Origin of the sequence: Paraburkholderia hospita (assembly GCF_002902965.1) — a bacterium.
GTDB classification, from domain to species: domain Bacteria; phylum Pseudomonadota; class Gammaproteobacteria; order Burkholderiales; family Burkholderiaceae; genus Paraburkholderia; species Paraburkholderia hospita.
In genome coordinates this window covers 2,685,389-2,703,810 of the sequence record NZ_CP026105.1, presented here as the reverse complement: position 1 = coordinate 2,703,810, position 18,422 = coordinate 2,685,389, and the positions used below count along the sequence as shown (strand labels likewise).

Here is an 18,422-nt window from a genome sequence, read left to right as displayed (position 1 = left end):
CATGGCGCTGCGTGGACTTCTCTGGCTCGCTTTCCTGTTCGCGATCGCCGTGGTGCTCGCGATCGTCGGTCGCTTCGACACAGGGCAGGTGTTGCTCGTCTATCCGCCGTATCGGATCGATATTTCGCTGAACCTGTTCATTGTCGGGATCATCGTCGCGTTCATCGTGATTTATGCCTTGCTGCGCATCGTGCGCAACATCTGGCGCATGCCGCAGCGGGTCGCGGCGTATCGCTCGCGTCAGCGGGTCGCGAAGGCGCATGCGGCGTTGCGCGATGCGATCGGCAATCTGTACGCGGGCCGCTTCTCGCGCGCCGAGAAAGCTGCGCGCGACTCGCTCACCAATCCCGACAACAAGGGTGCGGCGGGCCTGATCGCCGCGAACGCAGCGCACCGGATGCACGAGTACGCACGTCGCGACGAATATCTCGCGCAGATCGATTCGACTGACTGGCAGGACGCGCGCCTGATGGCAACGGCCGACATGCGTGCCGATGGCCGCGATGCGGATGGCGCGTTGCTCGCGTTGACCGAAATGCAGTCGCAGGGCGGTCGGCGCATTCACGCGCAGCAGATTGCATTGCGTGCGCAGCAGCAATTGAAGAACTGGGGCGAAGTGCTCAAGCTCGTGAAGACGCTGGAGAAGCGCGAGGCGATTCATCCCGCTGTTGCCGTGCGTTTGCGGCAGCTTGCGGCGGAGAATCTGCTGCGCGATCGCAGGCACAATGCTGATGCGCTGCTCGAACTGTGGCATTCGCTGACGCCTGTTGAGCGGCATTCGCCGCGGCTTGCGGATGTCGCGGCTGAGTTGCTGGTCGCGTTGGGTCGTCCGCTGGATGCGCGGAAGATTGTTGAAGAGGCGCTCGCGCAGAATTGGGATGCGCGGTTGCTGCGGCGTTATCCTGACACCACTGGCGGTGACGCGTTGCCGTTGATTCAGAAGGCTGAAGCCTGGCGCAAGGAGCGTCCCGACGACGCGGATCTGATGTTTGCGCTTGGGCGGTTGTGTTTGCATCAGCAGTTGTGGGGGAAGGCGCAGTCGTTTCTTGAGCAGGCGCTCAAGCTTGCTGATAACGAGACTTTAAAGATTCGGTCGCATCGGGCGTTGGCTCGTTTACATGAGCAGCTCGGGGATGCTGATAAGGCTAGCGCGCATTATCGGGAGAGTGCGTTGGCTATGAATGTGGTTTAGGTTTTTTTTGTCTGCGACGCTGCGGGTGGTTTGCTGGTGTTTGCGCTGGCATCCGCGCTTTGTTAGTGTGCTTCAAGCGTTGCCCCTGTGCGGGGCGGCACCTACTTTTCTTTGCCGCCGCAAAGAAAAGTAGGCAAAAGAAAGCGGCTAACACCGCCAGCCCTTGTGTTTGCCTGAGGGCCCCCAACCGGTCCCACACTTCAGACGGCAACCACGTGACTCATGCTTGTTGCCAACGCTCTGAATTGACGCCTCACCCACTTCACGCACCCGCGTCGCAGCATACCGCGCCAAATATTCCACCGCCGCCCAGGTGGCAAACTGTGTGTAGGCCGTAGCGCCACACACGCCTCACTTCGGACCGATTGCGCACGCGTTCCACCCTGTAAGAGCGCCAAGCTATACGCCGCGACAACCTACACACAGTTTGCCACCTGGGCGGCATATACCGTTCGCTGCCGTGAGCCCATGTACGAGTGTTTGAAGCGGGTGAGGCGATCATTCGAAGCGTTGGCGACGAACGCGAACAGAAATGCTGCCGTGTGAAGCGTAAGACCCTTTGGGGGCCCTCAGGCAAGAAGAAATGTTGGCGGTGTGAGCCGCTTTCTTTTGCCTACTTTTCTTTGCAGCGGTGTACAGACTGGAGACATCGTTGACACATGTACAGGGACATCGCTGACACATGATGGTCAGGGTTTGGGCTCCTTCAGGTCAAGTTTTTCGACACGCTGATGGGCGAACCAGAACTCGATCACCCCGTCTTCGTCCTCGCTCGGGCGGGCTGCCACATGCAAGCCCTTGAGCGCAATCGAGAGCTTCAGTTTCTCGCCCCGGAAGCGCACCACGCCGCTTGAGTTGACCAGTAAAACTTCATCGCCGGACTCGTATTCGGGCTCCGGGAGGCGATCGGGCATCCTGCTCAGGCTGCACGCGTAGCGGGTAATCGGCGTGGCCATCCCGAGTGCCTCGTGTGGACGCTCGGTGTTGTACACCTGCCGCCAGCGATCCAGTGCCTGCTGCACGTGCTCGTGCGTGTTGAAGGCGTGCCGCTGCAGCACTTCGGCCTTCAGCGAGCGGTGAAACCGTTCGTCCTTGCCATTGGTCTGCGGGTGATACGGCCTGCTGTAGCTCACATGGATACCCAGCCGGATCAGCCAGACGGCGAGCTCGGTGAGCTGTCCCGGCGCGCTGGGCGAACCCCACGGCGCGCCGTTGTCGGTGTTGATACGCGAGGGTAGCCCGTAGCAGCGGAACGCCTGCTCGAGCGCTTCCTGCACGACCTGCGTGGTGGTGCGCGAGCAGGCGCTCAGCACGATGTTGTAGCGCGAGTGATCGTCGATGACCGTCAGCGGCGCGCAGCGCCCGCTCTCCAGGGTCGGGAAGTCGCCCTTGAAGTCCATCTGCCACAACGAGTTCGGATGCTCATGCTCGAAGCGTTGCCAGTGCTGGCGCTGTCGCGACGCGTGTTCGTCGATCAGCCCGTGGCGCCGCAGGATCTCGGTGATGGTGGCAGGCGCGGGCACCTCGGTCTGGCCCAGATCGCGCAGGCGCTGTGCGATCTTGCGTCCGCCCCAGCCGTGCTGGCAGCGCAGGTCCAGCACCAGCGCTTCGATGTGCTCCGGTGAGCGTGTGGGGCTGTGATGCGGGCGGCGGGAGCGGTCGGCCAGTCCGTCGACGCCTTCGCTCTTATGGCGTCCAAGCCACTTGTAGCCCGTCTGACGGGTGATCTTGTATTTGCGGCACAACTCGCTGAACGGCACCGCCTGCGTGACGGCATCGCGCACGAAGTCTTCGCGGAGATTCATGGTGTCTTTTGCATCCCAGGGCATGGTTGGAATCCGGGCGTTTGATTACCCGAAAGTGTCAGTCATGTCCCTGTACACCTGTCAGCTATGTCTCCAGTCTGTACACGGCGGCAAAGAAAAGTAGGTGCCGCCCCGCACAGGGGCGACGCATGAACGGCAGACACCGCAACGCGGATGCCAGCAAAAACCACAAGCAAACCAAACCGTCCGCGCCACAAAGTCAAACGGCCGAATGCCAGAGCAAAGGCAAAAAAACCGGCAAAAGCACCGGCAGTGCTCACTTATTCACTAGCCTGGAAGGCACACTAACCGCCAGCACACCTCCAAGAACCATAAACGCGGCAAGCATATACATCCCAGCCGCATTCCCGGCGGTAGCCTGCTTCAGCCAGCCCACTGCATACGGGCTAAGAAACCCCGCCAGATTCCCAATGGAATTAATCAGCGCAATCCCGGCGGCCGCGCCCGTACCAGCAAGAAACGAAGTAGGCAAACTCCAGAACAGCGGCAGCGTAGTGAGAATGCCCATAGTAGCAAGCGTAAGCCCAGTCATCGCTAGCGTCGTGTCGTGCGCCCACACGACGGAAAGCACCAGCCCAAGCGCCCCCACAAATCCCGGTACAGCAACGTGCCAACGCCGCTCCCGCATACGATCGGCGCTACGCGCGACAAACACCATCGCGACCACGGCAGCAGCGAACGGAATCGCCGACAACAGCCCAATCGTGAACGCGTCAGTGACGCCCGTCGATTTGATAATGGTCGGCAGCCAGAAGCTCACACCATAAAGCCCCATCACAAACGAAAAATAGATCAGGCTCATCATCAGCACGCGCGGGCTCATCATCACCTTGCCGATAGCATGATCTTCCTTCGTCGCGTCTTCGGCAGCGATGTTGCGCTCCAGCAGCTCGCGCTCTTCCTTCGTGAGCCACTTCGCCTTCGAGATGCGGTCGTCGAGCACGATGAACACCAGAATGCCGACGATGATCGACGGTATCCCTTCGAGCAGGAAAAGCCATTGCCAGCCATGCCAGCCGTTCGCGCCGTCGAACGATTTCAGGATGTAGCCCGAGATAGGCCCGCCAACCACGCCCGAAATCGCAATCGCCGTCATGAACCAGGTCGTCATGCGCCCGCGCCGGTGCGCCGGATACCAGTAGGTCAGATACAGGATGATGCCGGGGAAGAAGCCCGCTTCCGCCAGGCCGAGCAGAAAGCGCATCACGTAGAACATCGTCGGCGTGGTGACGAACATCGTCAGCATCGACACGATGCCCCACGTCACCATGATCCGCGCAATCCAGACCCGCGCGCCGACGCGATGCAAGATGATGTTGCTCGGCACTTCGAAGATGAAATAACCGATGAAGAATATCCCCGCGCCAAAGCCATAGACGGCGTCGGAAAGGCCCAGGTCGGCGCTCATGCCGAGCTTCGCGAAGCCGACGTTCACGCGGTCCAGATAGGCCACGACATAGCTGAGCATCAACAGTGGCGTCAGGCGCCAGGCGACTTTTCTGTAGGTTGCCTCTTCAAAGGTGGAAGGCGGCGCGCCTGCGCCGGGATGGTGGAGTGGATTCGCAGGACTGGACACGCTTGTCTCCTATCGACCGGCGTCGGCGCGGCAGCGCTTCACGCTGGTCTTACGCAAAGCTCGTTATTGTGGAAATGTCGTACCGCCGTTCGCGATTCTAAACTTTCAACGGGCGCTGAATAGCCGCCCCGGCGTCGGGGAAAACACTGAGTTTTCAAAGGTTAAGGCGCATTTCGCCGGGCGGCGCGGGCGAGCGCGCCGCCCGCTGCGCTACACGCAGCGTCCGCCGTCCACTTCGAGACACACGCCCGTGATGAACTCCGCTTCGTCGGATGCGAGATAGAGCGCGGCGTTCGCGATGTCCTGCGGGGTCGAGAAGCGGCCTAGCGGGATGCCCGCCAGAAACTTCTGCCGGTTCTCCGGCGTGTCGTCGACGCCCATGAATTCCGTCAACAAGCCCGTCTCGCCGATCACCGGGTTCACGCAGTTCACGCGGATGCGATCCGGCCCAAGCTCGACGGCCAGCGCCTTGCTCGCGACGATCACCGCGCCCTTGCTGCCGTTGTACCAGACGAGACCCGGGCGCGGCCGCACGCCCGCCGTCGACGCGATATTGACGAACACGCCGCCGCCTCGCTCGCGGAAGTACGGCACGAATGCCTGCACGCTCCAGTAGATGCTCTTCACGTTGACGGCATACACGCGATCGAATTCGTCTTCCGTCACGTCGAGCACGGGCTTGTTGCGATGCGTGGTGCCTGCATTGTTGACGACGATCTGCACGCTGCCGAAGTCTTCGATCGCGGCGGCGCGCAGCGCACTCCAGTCGCCCGCGCGCGTCACGTCGCCCGCGACGGCGATGGCCTTGCCGCCAGCCAGCGCGATCTCGCTGGCGACGCGTTCGGCCGCCGCGCCGTTCAGATCGTTGACGACGACGTTCGCGCCTTCGCGCGCATATGTCTTCGCGATGCCTTCGCCGAAGCCCGAGCCGCCGCCCGTGACGATGGCCGTTTTGCCGGTCAACCGCATGATGTCTCCTGTTGTTGTAAATGCAAAAACGCCTGGGTTGTCTTGAGTCAGTCGTGCGTCAGCCGTGCCTGATCGCGACGGTCTTCAGCACTGTGAAGCCATACAGCGCTTCAAAGCCTTTTTCGCGGCCGTGTCCCGAATGCTTGACGCCGCCGAACGGCAATTCGACGCCGCCACCTGCGCCATAGTTGTTGATGAACACCTGCCCCGAGCGCACGCGGCGCGCGATGCGCATCTGCCGGCCGCCATCACGCGTCCAGACGCCAGCGACGAGTCCGTAGGGCGTGCCGTTGGCAAGCGTGAGTGCTTCGTCTTCGTCGGCGAAGGGCAGCGCGGCGAGCACGGGGCCAAACACTTCTTCGTGCGCGAGCCGATGGGTGGGCGGCACGTCGCGCAACAAGGTCGGCGCCTGATAGAAGCCTGTTTCCGGCGCTTCCGCGATCACTTCGCCGTGCGCCGCCATCGCGATGCCGTCGTGCTGCGCGTCGGAGAGGAAATCCCATACACGGCGCTGCTGCTTCGCACTGATCAGCGGCCCGCAATCGAGGTCCGCGTGCGCCGGACCGACGCGCAATGCATTGAACGCGGTGGCGAGGCGGTCGAGCAGCGGCTCGTAAATGCTCCGCTCGATCAGCACGCGGCTGCCCGCCGAGCAGGTTTGCCCCGCGTTCTGCACGATCGCGTTGACGAGCGAGGGTAGCGCGGCGTCGAGATCGGCGTCCGCGAAGACGATTTGCGGCGACTTGCCGCCCAGTTCGAGCGTGACGGGCACGTGGTTTTCGGCGGCCATCTGCGTGACGAGCTTGCCCGTATCGGGCGAGCCGGTGAACGAGATGTGATCGATGCCGGCATGGCGCGCGAGCGCGGCGCCTGCTTCGTGTCCGAAGCCGGTGACGATATTGAGCGCGCCCGCGGGCAGGCCGGCTTCGGCCGCCAGCTCGGCGACGCGCAGCACGGAGAGGCACGCATCTTCGGCGGGCTTCACGACGCACGCATTGCCGGCCGCGAGCGCCGCGCCGACGCTGCGCCCGAAGATCTGCATCGGATAGTTCCAGGGCACGATGTGGCCCGTCACGCCATGCGGCTCGCGGATCGTGAAGACCGTGTAGCCGTTCTGATAGGGCAGCGTTTCGCCGTGCAGCTTGTCGGCGGCACCTGCATAGAACTCGAAGTAGCGGGCAAGCGCGGCCGCGTCGCCGCGGGCCTGCTTGAGCGGCTTGCCCGTGTCGCGCGCTTCGAGCTGCGCCAGCTCCTCGTGGCAGGCGGCGACGAGCATCGACAGCCGGTAGAGCAGGCGTCCGCGCTCGGCGGCGCTTACGGCGCCCCATGCGCCCTCGTAGGCGCGGCGCGCGGACTGGACTGCGGTGTCGATGTCGGCGGCCGTGCCGCGCGCGAGCGTGGCGAACGGCTGGCCGTCGGAGGGATCGATGACGGGGATCGTCTCCCCGTTCGACGACGCGGTCCATTCACCGCCGATGAAATGTTTCGCTTCTTCCACACATGCTCCTTGCCCGGGTAGGGCGGTCAGGCGGACACCGAAAGAAACAACGAAGAGATGACGAAAAGGACAGGCGACGGCGGTTGCGTTGCGCAGGCTTTGGCGAAGCGCAGCGGCCGGCCAGACGCGTGGCCGCCCGGCACGGTCACACGCGTAAGACGATTATCGCGCCGATCGCCACGCGGGTGTCATCGGCCGATTGGCTATAATGGCGCATTCCGCCGTGTCCGGGTTGCGGCGCAGTGTCCAGTATCGAGACACAGCGCGCGCCGTGCGCCTTATTCCCATTTCTTCCTGATCAGAGAGCGCCATGAGCTTCAATCACGTTCCCCCTGGTAAAGACCTCCCGCAAGACTTCAACGTCATCATCGAAATCCCGGCGCAAAGCGATCCGGTGAAGTACGAGGCCGACAAGGATCTGGGCCTGCTCGTCGTCGATCGTTTCATCGGCACGGGCATGCGTTATCCCGCGAACTACGGCTTCATTCCGCAGACGCTGTCGGGCGACGGCGATCCCGTCGACGTGCTGGTGATCACGCCGTTCCCGCTGCTGGCTGGCTCGGTGGTGCGCGCACGCGCGCTGGGCATGCTGCAGATGACGGACGAGTCTGGCGTCGACGCCAAGCTGATCGCCGTTGCACACGACAAGATCTGCCCGATGACGGCGGACCTGAAGTCGATCGACGACGTGCCGCAGTATCTGAAGGACCAGATCAAGCACTTCTTCGAGCAATACAAGGCGCTCGAGAAGGGCAAGTGGGTGAAGGTCGAAGGCTGGGCGGGCATCGAAGCCGCGCACAAGGAAATCACGGAAGGCGCGGCGAACTACAAGAAGTAATTCGCGCGTTTTTCGAGCCTGGTTGCAAAAAGACGCTCCTTCGGGAGCGTCTTTTTTTGCTCTACCGATCCGACGCAGCGCTTGGCCGGATCGAATGCCACGCTGCGTCAGCGCGGGCTCACCGTCGCGAGGCGGCTGCCCGCGAACGGGTCGTTGCGCCAATCGACCGTAGGGCGTTCCTGTTTGACCTTTTTCGCCGGCTTGCCGACCGCAAAGTGTTCCGGCGATTGGCCGGCGCTGACAACGTTGCTGAGCCACTGGGGCATCGCACCGTTGCCGTCCCATGTTTCGCCAAATGGGCTGCGATATCGCACCGATTGCTGACGCCGACGTTCTTCGGCTAGCGCCGCGGCCAGGTCGGCCACCTTGATGCCGACCTTAGCCATGCGGCCGCGCAAATACGCAATCATGCTGTCACGCTTTCTTTCGTCCATTTTTTCACCTCAAGAGGCCTGGGTATCGCGTCGGGTATGGGAGCGTCGCCGGTTCTGAAGTGAGCGACGCCGTTGCAATGACCAAAGTATCTGTTCGAGTCAAAACGGCGTCCAGACGCTTATCTTGAAAACACTGTTGCACGCTACGGACAAGCCGCACCGCGTCAGGTTTCTGGTTCGCCAGCCGCGACTTCCTCGATCACGGCAGGCAGCACGGATTCGAGCGTGCGCGCACCCGAGGCCAGTTCCCACTTCTGCGCGGGCGCAAGCCGCTTGACGCGGTATTCGGCGCGCGACGCGCTCGAACGGTCGGCCAGTTCGAACGACGCCAGCAGCCGCACCGGCTTGCGCGATCGCGTATAGCGTGCGCCCGTGCCGCTGCAATGCTTGTCGAAACGGGCCTGAACGTCGGTGGCGATGCCCGTGTAGACGCTGCCGTCCGAGCATTCGATCAGATACAGAAACCACGGCATGGCGCGCGCCTGTTCCTCGTTATTCCTTGAACGGATTGTGTTCGCGCAGTTCGTCGACATACGCGTGGATGTGATTCTTCTCGTTGTCGAGAAAGTGCCCGACGGCGTCCGAAAAGGCGGGATGCGCTAACCAGTGCGTCGAGCGCGTGACGGTCGGCATGAAGCCGCGCGCCATCTTGTGCTCGCCCTGCGCGCCGCCTTCGAAGACGCCCAGCTTCTGTTCGATGCAGAACTCCAGCGGCTGATAGTACGCGGTTTCGAAGTGCAGGCAGGGCACATGTTCGAGCGCGCCCCAGTAGCGGCCGTACAGCGTGCCGCCCGCATTCGCGCCGTCGCGCTGATAGACGACGAGCGAACTCGCGATCGGCTTGCCCTCGTACTCGGCGATCACCATCATCAGATTCTCAGGCATCGACGCGCCGATCATCCGGAAGAAGTCGAGATTCAGATACGGACTCGAAAAGTGCTCGCGGTACGTCTGCCGATAGCACTTGCTGAAGAAGCGCCAGTCGGCGTCGCTGATGTCTTCGCCGAGCAAGCGCCGGAACGTGACGCCCGCATCGCGCACCTTGCGGCGCTCGGCGCGGATGTTCTTGCGCTTCTTCTGTTCGAGCGTCGAGAGAAAGTCGTCGAAGTGGCGGTAGCCGTCGTTGAGCCAGTGAAACTGCACGCCTTCGCGTTGCATCATGCCGAGATCGGTCAGCGCTTGCGCTTCGCTTTCCGTCGGAAATAGCACATGCAGCGACGACACGTCGGCCTGTTCCGCGAATGCGACGAGCGTTGCGGCGAGATGGCGCAGCGCGTGCGCGTCGGCGGCAATGAGGCGCGTGCCTTGCACGGGCGTGAAGGGCACCGCGCACAGCAGCTTCGGATAGTAGGGCAGGCCGTTGCGCTTGTACGCGTCGGCCCACGCCCAGTCGAACACGTACTCGCCGTACGAGTGTTCCTTTGCGTAGACGGGCGCGGCCGCGGCGAGCCTGCCCGTGCGCGGATCGGTCAGCGTGACGAATTGCGGCGCCCAGCCCGTATCCGCGACGGCGCATCGCGTCGCGTGCAGTGCGCTCAGGAATTCGTGGCGCAAGAACGGCGTCGGCTGCGCCTGCTGGTTGAGCAGCGCATTCCATTCGGCTGCATCGACTTCGAGCGGCGAAGCAAGAATGCCTGCGCGGTAATCAAAACGTTCCTGGTTCAATCTGTTCGACCGTTGGCGATCCCGGGTGCCGCGCGGGCTTGCATTGTGCGGCGGCGGGATCTGAAGAGGCTGATAGGCGAATGTCGCGCGCTTCGTTTTGCTGGCACCCTGATGCATCGGCACTGGGCGCAAGCGTGACCGCGGCGCGGCGAACGGCCATGTTAAAGCAAATGCGCGCCCGTAGCGCGCGGCGTGGCCCGCCGATACACGCGATCGAGACCTTGAATGCGCTTACGGCTTATCATCTACGCTGATCGATAGCAGCTGTTTCGCGCGCGACCGTTTCTCCCTGTTCGCGCGCATTGGGAATCTCGGACATGAAAGGCAACTTCTTCAACCTGTATTCGCACCGTTTTGCGCGTGTCGCGGTGGGCGTGCCGCGCTGCCGCGTCGCCGATCCGGCCTTCAACGCCGACGAGACGCTAGCGCTCGCGCGCGAGGCCGCAGCGAAAGGCGCGGCGCTCGTCGCGTTCCCCGAACTCGGCTTGCCCGCCTATACCTGCGACGACCTCTTTCATCAGCGCGCGCTGCTCGACGCATGCAAGACAGCGCTGGCAAAGATCGTCGAGGCGTCGAAGACGCTGCCCGTTGCGTTGATCGTCGGCATGCCGCTGCAGGTGGACCACAGCCTGTACAACTGCGCGATCGTCGTCGCGCGTGGTGCCGTGCTGGGGGCCGTGCCGAAGACTTATCTGCCGAACTACGGCGAGTTCTACGAGGCGCGCCAGTACACGCCCGCCGACAGCGCCGTCGCGCGCGACATCGAACTGCTCGGTAAGCAGGTGCCGTTCGGCGCGTCGCTGCTGTTCGAACTGACCGACGTGCCGGACTTCCGCTTCCACGTCGAGATCTGCGAGGACGTGTGGGTGCCCATTCCGCCGTCGTCGTTCGCGGCGCTCGCGGGGGCGACGGTGCTGGTGAATCTGTCGGCGTCGAACGTCGTGGTCGGCAAGTCGGGCTACCGGCATCAGCTCGTTGGCCAGCAGTCGGCGCGCTGTCTCGCGGCATATCTGTATACGTCGGCGGGACGCGGCGAATCGTCGACGGATATGGCCTGGGACGGCCAGGCACTGATCTATGAGAACGGCGAGATGCTCGCAGAGTCCGAACGCTTTCTCGACGACTCGCACATGATTTTCGCGGACATCGATCTCGAACGGCTCTCGCACGAACGCATGCGGCAGACCACGTTCGGCATGTCGGTGCAGCGGCACAAGGATGAAGCGGCGAAGTTCCAGATCGTGCGCTTCGCGATCGGGCACGATGCGGCGCAGGCGCTGCCGCTCGCGCGCAAGGTCGAACGCTTCCCATACGTGCCCGCGGATTCGCGCCGCCGCGACGAGCGTTGCAACGAGGTCTACAACATTCAGGTGCAGGCGCTCGTGCAGCGGCTGTCGGCGTCGAATATCCAGAAGGTGGTGATCGGCGTGTCGGGCGGGCTCGACTCGACGCACGCGCTGCTGGTCTGCGCGAAAGCGATGGACCGGCTGAAGCTGCCGCGCACCAACATCATCGGCGTGACGATGCCGGGCTTCGCAACCAGCGACCGCACGCTCAAGCAGGCGCGCGAGCTGATGGAAGTGGTCGGCTGTACGTCGATGGAAATCGATATCCGGCCAAGCTGCGAGCAGATGCTGAACGACCTTGGCCATCCGTATTCGGCGGGCGAGGCGAAGTACGACATCACCTTCGAGAACGTGCAGGCGGGCGAGCGCACGAACCATCTGTTCCGTCTCGCCAATTTCCATAACGGCATCGTGATCGGCACGGGCGATCTGAGCGAGCTGGCACTCGGCTGGTGCACGTATGGCGTGGGCGATCACATGTCGCACTACAGCGTGAACGCAAGCGTGCCGAAGACGCTGATCACGCATCTGGTGCGTTGGGTCGCGGAGACGGGTGCCGTCGGCAAGAGCGGCTCGGACACGCTGCTCAACGTGCTCGCCACGGAAATCAGCCCCGAGCTCGTGCCTGCCAAATCGGCTGGCGCGATCGAGCAGAAGACGGAATCGTTCATCGGGCCATACGAGCTGCAGGACTTCAATCTGTTCTACATCTTGCGTTATGGGTTCTCGCCGTCGAAAGTCGCGTTCCTCGCGCTGCACGCATGGCGCGACAAGGAGCAGGGCGGCTGGCCGGAAGGCGCGCATGTCGAGCGCAACGAATACGATATTGCCGCGATCAAGCGCAATCTCGGCATTTTCCTGTGGCGCTTCTTCAAGACGAGCCAGTTCAAACGCAGTTGCGTGCCGAATTCGCCGAAGGTCGGCTCGGGTGGTTCGCTGTCGCCGCGCGGCGACTGGCGCGCGCCGAGCGATTCGGAAGCGACCGTCTGGACCGATGATCTCGCAACGGTTCCGGACAAAGCCGCCTGAGATCAGTCTTTATCTGCCGTTGAGCGCGGGTTACTGCACGCGTTGCCATGCCCGGTGCTGGCAACGTGTGCGCTGCGGCGTAGAATCAACGCATCTGAACCTTCCTTTTTCCGAACCGAGACGAGGCCCGCCATGAAACGCATTACCGCCGTCATCAAACCCTTCAAGCTCGACGAAGTCCGCGAAGCGCTCGCCGAAGTCGGCCTGACGGGGCTGACCGTTACTGAAGTCAAAGGCTTCGGCCGCCAGAAAGGACATACCGAGCTGTATCGCGGCGCTGAATACGTCGTCGATTTCCTGCCGAAAGTGAAGATCGAAGTCGTCGTCGCAAACGATCAGTGCGATCAGGTGATCGATGCCATCATCGGCGCGGCGCGCACGGGCAAGATCGGCGACGGCAAGATTTTCGTCGCGGATGTCGAACGCGTGATCCGCATTCGCACGGGTGAGGAGAACGAAGCGGCCGTGTGAGCTTCACTGCGGGCGTCGCGCCCGGCGATTGAAATAGCGCATCGAAGAAGAAGCATCGGCGTTGCACCGCGCCGGTGCTTTTCTGCACGAGCGAAGTGCCTGAGCGAAATAGATAAGACGCTTGCGCCTTCATCGCGTAGAAATAAAAAAAGGTGCGACACCCTTTCGGACATCGCACCGATACGCGCCTCTCGCAGCAGCGTGAAAACCGTTTCTGTTAAAGCTGTTCTGTTTGCACCGTTCGATTAGAACGAGTGCTGGATACCTGCATACACGCCCGTCTGGCTGTGGCCGGGCAGCGGGTTGTCCGATGCGACCGATGTGCCGTTGGCGTTGGCGTTCAGGCCGTAGTTAGCACCCTTGCTGTTCTGCACCGTTGCGACTTGCAGGTCCAGCAGCGTGCGCTTCGACAGGTTGTACGAGCCGCCAACCGTGTAGATCGTTGCGTTACCCGCGCCGTTGTTGCCGTTCACGTGATAAACGGCTGCGATCAGCGCTGCTGCCGGCGTTGCTTGCCACGTCACGCCGCCCCATTCGTGGTCGAGCGTCGTCGGCTGGCCCGGCAGGACGCCCGTCGAACCAGACGAGCGGATTGCCTGGTAAGCAGCCTGAACCTTGAACTGGCCAAGGAACACGTTCACGAGAGCCGAGTACTCACGCGATGCTGCGTACACGCCGCCCGTCGTGACGGAGCCGGCTGCGTTAGCCGGATTCACGATGGTCGTGGCCGGACCAAACAGACCACCGTTTGCCGGATTGCGGATTTCGTCATAGAGACCGCGAATCTGGAACAGCGACGAGGTGTACGTGATTTGCGCACCGGCTTCGCGGCCTTGCGGCGTCGTGCCGTTACCGTTCCAGTTCGTCGCATTCGACAGCGCGTATTGACCGTAGAAGTCAAACCCTGCGATCTTCGGCGACTGGTAGGCTACGTTGTTGCTCGATTGCGGCCAGTTGCGGCCACGCACCAGCGATGCCGACGACCAGTTCGACTGACCGAACGGATCGAAGTCCCACACGCCGTTCGAGATGAAGAGCATGCGGCCCATCGTGAACGTACCGTACTGGTCATTCGCGAAACCGACCGTCGCCCAACGATTGAAGAGACCGCCGCCGCCAGGGCCAGCGCCTGTCATCGTGTTGAACGAGCCTTCCAACTGGAACACGGCCTTCGTGCCGGCGCCCAGATCTTCAGCGCCCTTCAAACCCCACAGGCTGGTACCCCAGTCGCCGCTTTCCGCGCGGAAGCGGTGCGAGCTGCTCTGCGCCTGACCCGCTGCATTCGGGTTCGTCGGCACACCCGACATGTACTCCAGACCAGCGTCCAGACGCCCGTACAGCGTCACGCTGCTCTGTGCGTGTGCGGCAACGCCAAAAGTCAGCAGCGCTGCGGCAGCCAAAGCTTTCTTCATCTTCTCCTCCATACCCTGTCAAAAAGTAAAGCCAGTACTGCGAGTGGTGCCCGGACGCCAGCAGCGCCGAGCAGGGATCTTTTCCAGGGAGATGCGCAGTGGCCGGTTGTGATGTCGACGCGCAGCCTTTCTGGCTGTCTGACCGTCATTCCGATCCCTCGCGACCGGTATCTCCTGTTTGTTCGTTTTGAAGTGAAACTACTTTTCTTGATCTTTGTTTTGCTACTTTCGTTACTAATTTAGCAAAATACCCTTCGGTTGGCGAATAAATTAGTGATGCTCGGTAAAGATGTCTCTAAATTGCAATACCAATATGGGACAAGTGCGGGACAGAGGGCTGCGAAGGCCCCACCACGCCTTGTCGCGCAAGGGACACACCGTTGTTAATGACTTGCGTCAAGGATTGCCACTATTGACGGAGCGAATCGTCGGGAGTAAACGCGTTTTAACTGCTGTTCGCGCAGATGTTGGGACGCCGAAGCTTTTGGGCGCGCAGGAAGGAGAGGGCGACGCCGCGCAGAAATGAAAAAGGGCGCCCGGTAAGCGCCCCGTAATACTACATAAACTACATTGCAGCCTTATTTCAGGCTTCCCGAGAGGAACTGCTTCAGACGCTCACTCTTCGTGTTCCTGAACACTTCGTCCGGACGGCCTTCTTCTTCGACGCGTCCCTGATGCAGGAACATCACGTGATTCGACACGTTGCGCGCGAAGGCCATTTCGTGGGTGACGACGATCATCGTGCGGCCTTCCTCGGCGAGCGTCTGCATGACCTTCAGCACTTCGCCCACCAGTTCCGGGTCGAGCGCCGAAGTGGGCTCGTCGAACAGCATCACGTCGGGGTTCATCGTCAGTGCGCGGGCGATCGCCACGCGCTGCTGCTGGCCGCCCGACAGATGCGATGGATACTGCTTCTCGAGACGCGGCGCGAGACCGACCTTCTCCAGATACGTGCGGGCGCGGTCTTCGGCTTCCTTGCGCGAAATACCGAGCACATGCAGCGGCGCTTCGATGATGTTCTCGAGCACCGTCATGTGCGTCCACAGGTTGAAGTGCTGGAACACCATGGATAGCTTGGTGCGCATCTTCTGCAACTGCTTCGGGTCCGACACGCGCAGCGCGCCGTGCTTGTCCTTCAGCGTGCGAATCTCCTGACCTTCGACGAAGATGCGCCCGGCGTTGGGCTGCTCGAGAAAGTTGATGCAGCGGAGCATCGTGCTCTTGCCCGAGCCGGACGAGCCGATCACGCTGATCACGTCGCCGCGGTTCGCGCGCAGCGTGACGCCTTTGAGAACTTCATTGTCGCCGTACTGCTTGTGCAGGTTGTCGACGAAAAGCATTTGCGGTGTAGCTGGAGTGTTCATCGGGTTCCTTGACTTGCCTGGGTCGGCGCCTTACTTGCCTTGCGGGCGCAGATAAGCGAGCCAGCGGCGCTCGGCACGGCGGAACAGCCAGACGAGCCCAAAAGAAATGATCAGATAGAGCAGGGCGGCGATGCCGAACGCGTCGAACGAACGGTAGGTCGCCGAGTTGACGTCGCGCGCGATCTTCAGGATGTCGGGCACCGTCGCGGTGAAGGCGACCGTGGTGGCGTGCAGCATGAGGATCACTTCGTTGCTGTAGTACGGCAGCGCGCGGCGCAGCGCCGACGGCAGGATCACGCGGCGATACAGCGTGAACTGCGACATGCCATACGCGCGCGCGGCTTCGATCTCGCCGTACGGCGTCGCCTTGATCGCGCCCGCGAAGATCTCCGTCGTGTACGCGCAGGTGTTCAGCGTGAACGCGAGCAGCGTGCAATGCATACCGTCGCGGAAGAACGCGTTGGTCAGTTCGTTCGAGCGGATGATTTCGAGGCTATACAGACCCGTGTAGCAGAGCAACAGTTGCACGTACAACGGTGTGCCACGGAAGATATACGTATACAGCCAGACCAGGGTCGACAGCCACTTCCTCTTCGACACGCGCGCGACGGCGAGCGGCACCGACAGGCAGAAGCCAAGGCCAATGGAAATGACCAGCAGCCACAACGTGATGGTGACGCCCGTGAAGCGGTAGCCGTCTGTATACAGATAGTTGCGCCAGTATTGCTGGATCAGCTCGATCATAGGTCCGCCTTGCGCACGCCAGTCGAGTAGCGTTTTTCGAGGTACATCAGCACGAAGTTCGAGGCTGTCGTGATGAGCAGGTAGATGGCGCCCGCCATCAGCGTGAAGAAGAAGAACCGCAGCGTGCCCTTGCCGGCATCCTGCGCGGCCTTGACGACGTCCGCGAGGCCGATGATCGACACGAGCGCCGTCGCCTTGACCATCACCTGCCAGTTATTGCCGATGCCGGGCAGCGCGAAGCGCATCATCTGCGGGAACATGATCCGCGTGAATACCTGCCAGCCCGACATGCCGTACGCAGCGCCCGCTTCGAGCTGGCCGCGCGGCACGGCGAGAAACGCGCCGCGGAACGTCTCCGTGAAGTACGCGCCGTAGATGAAGCCGAGCACGGCGACGCCAGCGACGAATGGATCGATGTCGATCTGATCCCAGCCGAGCATGTCGGTGAGGTCGTTCAGCCAGATCTGGATACTGTAGAAGAGCAGCAGCATCAGCACGAGATCGGGCACGCCGCGAATGAGCGTCGTGTAGACCGTGCCCGCGCCCTGTGTGATCCGGTTCCTCGACAGCTTCGCAGCCGCGCCGAGCAGACCGAGCACGAAAGCGAATGCGAGCGACAGGATTGCCAGCTTCACGGTCTGCACCGTGCCGGCAAAGATGATCGGGCCGTAGCCTTGAAAGAACATAGTGGGTCCTTGACGACGCTCCCGAGCGCCGCGAAAGACGCGGCAATCCGTACGCTGCGGCGGTTGGTCCGAAGGCGGATGCCTTCGATGTCTCCCGTGCGGCGCACAGCATGCCGCTGTGCGAATCATGACTGCCTGGCCATTACTACCTGGCTGGCCGGCAGCGCGTTTTCCTGCCTTGTTCTACTGCGTTGCTACTCTCGGTTCGACTGTATTACGAAGCCCGTGGATCGGCCCATCCGGGCCAGCCCCGAGCTTTTGCCGCATCTGACGCGATGCGGCTGCTTTTCAGTGCCTGTTATCGGCTCTGATCAATATCGACGTCGAAATACTGCTTTTCGAGCTTCGTGAACGTGCCGTCCTGGTGAACCTCGGCAAGCGCCTTGTTCAGCTTCGCCTTCAGCTCGCCGTCTTCCTTGCGCACGCCGATGGCCGTGCCTTCGCCGAGCGTCTTCGGGTCCTTCACTTCCGGGCCTGCCCACGCGAAATCCTTGCCGCGCGGCGTCTTCAGGAAGCCGGCGTCGGCCTGCAACTCGTCCTGCAGCGCGGCGTCGAGACGCCCCGTCGCCAGATCCGCGTAAACCTGATCCTGGTTCTGATAAGGCACGATCGTCACGCCTTTCGGCTCCCAGTACGCCTTCGCGTACGCTTCCTGCGTCGAGCCCTGTTCGACGCCGACGTGCTTGCCTTTCAGGGATTCAACCGTCGGCAGCAGCGGCGAGCCCTTCTTCGCGATCATGCGCGCGGGCGCGTCGAACAGCCTGTCGGAGAAGTCGATCTGCTCGCGGCGCTTATCGGTCACGGTCAGCGACGACACGATGATGTCGAACTTCTTGCCCTTCAGCGCCGGAATGATGCCGTCGAGATCCTGCGGAATCCATACGCACCTGACGTTCATCTTCGCGCACAGCGCGCGGGTCAGATCGACGTCGAAACCGACCATCTGGCCGCTCGGCGCCACGGATTCGAACGGCGGATAGCTGGCGTCGACCCCGATACGCACGGTTTTCCATTCTTTTGCCATGGCCCCCGAAGCCATGACGGCGAGCGCCACGCACAGTGCGTACTTCTTCATGTTTCTCCTGACTTCCCGGTCGCCGCGTGTCTGCTTGCGGTGACGGCAGCCCGCGTGCGGCCGGCCGTCGCCATTCTAGGCGGACAAAAATAGGCTGCCCGTTCTGGCGGTGGATTGTTTTGGCCCGGAGGCCCGTTCCACGTCGCCCGATGGCGCTTTTACTCTGTCCGCTTCGCGCGCTCTGCGCCTGTTACCGCGCGATCCGGCCGAGCCCGCGTTGCCGGGCGCGCCGTCCGGATGCGGCACACGCGTCGACCGATTCCAAAAAGCGCGGTATTTTACCCGAACCCGCCCGCG

At 62.3% G+C, this 18,422-nt stretch carries 16 protein-coding genes; 4 read left to right on the top strand and 12 right to left on the bottom strand.

Translation table 11 applies throughout. The annotated features are described in order from the left end of the window. Position 1: 1 nt before the first annotated feature. The gene (locus tag C2L64_RS12230; protein WP_007588213.1) at positions 2-1,192 is read left to right on the top strand and encodes a heme biosynthesis protein HemY; all 1,191 of its coding nucleotides are present in this window, start codon (positions 2-4) and stop codon (positions 1,190-1,192) included. Between the two features lie 689 nt (positions 1,193-1,881). Here the strand turns inward: C2L64_RS12230 and C2L64_RS12225 are convergent. The 4 genes from C2L64_RS12225 to C2L64_RS12210 form a co-directional block, all read right to left on the bottom strand. Continuing rightward, a complete protein-coding gene (locus C2L64_RS12225) occupies positions 1,882-3,021 on the bottom strand; it encodes an IS481 family transposase (protein ID WP_103153691.1) in 1,140 nt (379 codons plus the stop codon). A 253-nt stretch (positions 3,022-3,274) separates the two neighbouring features. Continuing rightward, a complete protein-coding gene (locus C2L64_RS12220; RefSeq protein ID WP_007587977.1) occupies positions 3,275-4,594 on the bottom strand; it encodes an MFS transporter in 1,320 nt (439 codons plus the stop codon). Between the two features lie 210 nt (positions 4,595-4,804). Further along, complete coding sequence (locus C2L64_RS12215; RefSeq protein WP_007587976.1) at positions 4,805-5,563, bottom strand: SDR family oxidoreductase; 759 nt, start codon at positions 5,561-5,563, stop codon at positions 4,805-4,807. Positions 5,564-5,621: 58 nt separating this feature from the next. After that, the gene (locus tag C2L64_RS12210) at positions 5,622-7,061 is read right to left on the bottom strand and encodes an aldehyde dehydrogenase family protein (RefSeq protein WP_007587975.1); all 1,440 of its coding nucleotides are present in this window, start codon (positions 7,059-7,061) and stop codon (positions 5,622-5,624) included. A gap of 310 nt (positions 7,062-7,371) precedes the next feature. Between C2L64_RS12210 and ppa the strand changes: the two genes are divergently transcribed. Continuing rightward, positions 7,372-7,899, top strand: coding sequence for an inorganic diphosphatase (gene ppa / locus C2L64_RS12205; RefSeq protein ID WP_007587974.1), 528 nt, complete (start codon positions 7,372-7,374; stop codon positions 7,897-7,899). 107 nt (positions 7,900-8,006) lie between these two features. On the opposite strand, the gene C2L64_RS12200 is transcribed toward ppa, so the two are convergent. The 3 genes from C2L64_RS12200 to C2L64_RS12190 all read right to left on the bottom strand — a co-directional run bounded on the left by C2L64_RS12200 (position 8,007) and on the right by C2L64_RS12190 (position 9,998). Continuing rightward, on the bottom strand, positions 8,007-8,333 hold the full coding sequence (locus C2L64_RS12200; RefSeq protein ID WP_007587973.1) for an H-NS family nucleoid-associated regulatory protein: 327 nt from the start codon (positions 8,331-8,333) through the stop codon (positions 8,007-8,009). Positions 8,334-8,497: 164 nt separating this feature from the next. Further along, positions 8,498-8,806, bottom strand: coding sequence for a GIY-YIG nuclease family protein (locus tag C2L64_RS12195; RefSeq protein WP_007587968.1), 309 nt, complete (start codon positions 8,804-8,806; stop codon positions 8,498-8,500). A gap of 19 nt (positions 8,807-8,825) precedes the next feature. Continuing rightward, positions 8,826-9,998: a GNAT family N-acetyltransferase gene (locus C2L64_RS12190; protein WP_007587967.1), complete on the bottom strand. Its 1,173-nt coding sequence runs from the start codon at positions 9,996-9,998 to the stop codon at positions 8,826-8,828. Between the two features lie 317 nt (positions 9,999-10,315). On the opposite strand from C2L64_RS12190, the gene C2L64_RS12185 reads away from it, so the two are divergent. Both C2L64_RS12185 and glnK read left to right on the top strand, forming a co-directional pair. Continuing rightward, complete coding sequence (locus C2L64_RS12185) at positions 10,316-12,373, top strand: NAD(+) synthase (protein WP_007587959.1); 2,058 nt, start codon at positions 10,316-10,318, stop codon at positions 12,371-12,373. Between the two features lie 132 nt (positions 12,374-12,505). Then, a complete protein-coding gene (glnK, locus tag C2L64_RS12180) occupies positions 12,506-12,844 on the top strand; it encodes a P-II family nitrogen regulator (protein ID WP_007587958.1) in 339 nt (112 codons plus the stop codon). A gap of 245 nt (positions 12,845-13,089) precedes the next feature. Here the strand turns inward: glnK and C2L64_RS12175 are convergent, their stop codons facing one another. The 5 genes from C2L64_RS12175 to C2L64_RS12155 form a co-directional block, all read right to left on the bottom strand. Next, entirely contained in the window at positions 13,090-14,256 is a 1,167-nt protein-coding gene (locus C2L64_RS12175) for a porin (protein WP_007587953.1), read from the bottom strand. Positions 14,257-14,834: 578 nt separating this feature from the next. Further along, positions 14,835-15,620 (bottom strand): ABC transporter ATP-binding protein, encoded by a 786-nt coding sequence (locus tag C2L64_RS12170; RefSeq protein ID WP_007744407.1) that lies wholly within the window; start codon positions 15,618-15,620, stop codon positions 14,835-14,837. Between the two features lie 30 nt (positions 15,621-15,650). Further along, the gene (locus C2L64_RS12165) at positions 15,651-16,364 is read right to left on the bottom strand and encodes an ABC transporter permease (protein WP_007587949.1); all 714 of its coding nucleotides are present in this window, start codon (positions 16,362-16,364) and stop codon (positions 15,651-15,653) included. After that, a complete protein-coding gene (locus C2L64_RS12160; RefSeq protein ID WP_007587947.1) occupies positions 16,361-17,050 on the bottom strand; it encodes an ABC transporter permease in 690 nt (229 codons plus the stop codon). Before C2L64_RS12160 ends, C2L64_RS12165 begins: the two co-directional genes overlap by 4 nt. Positions 17,051-17,348: 298 nt before the next feature. Then, positions 17,349-18,125: an ABC transporter substrate-binding protein gene (locus tag C2L64_RS12155; protein WP_007587941.1), complete on the bottom strand. Its 777-nt coding sequence runs from the start codon at positions 18,123-18,125 to the stop codon at positions 17,349-17,351. Positions 18,126-18,422: the final 297 nt, after the last annotated feature.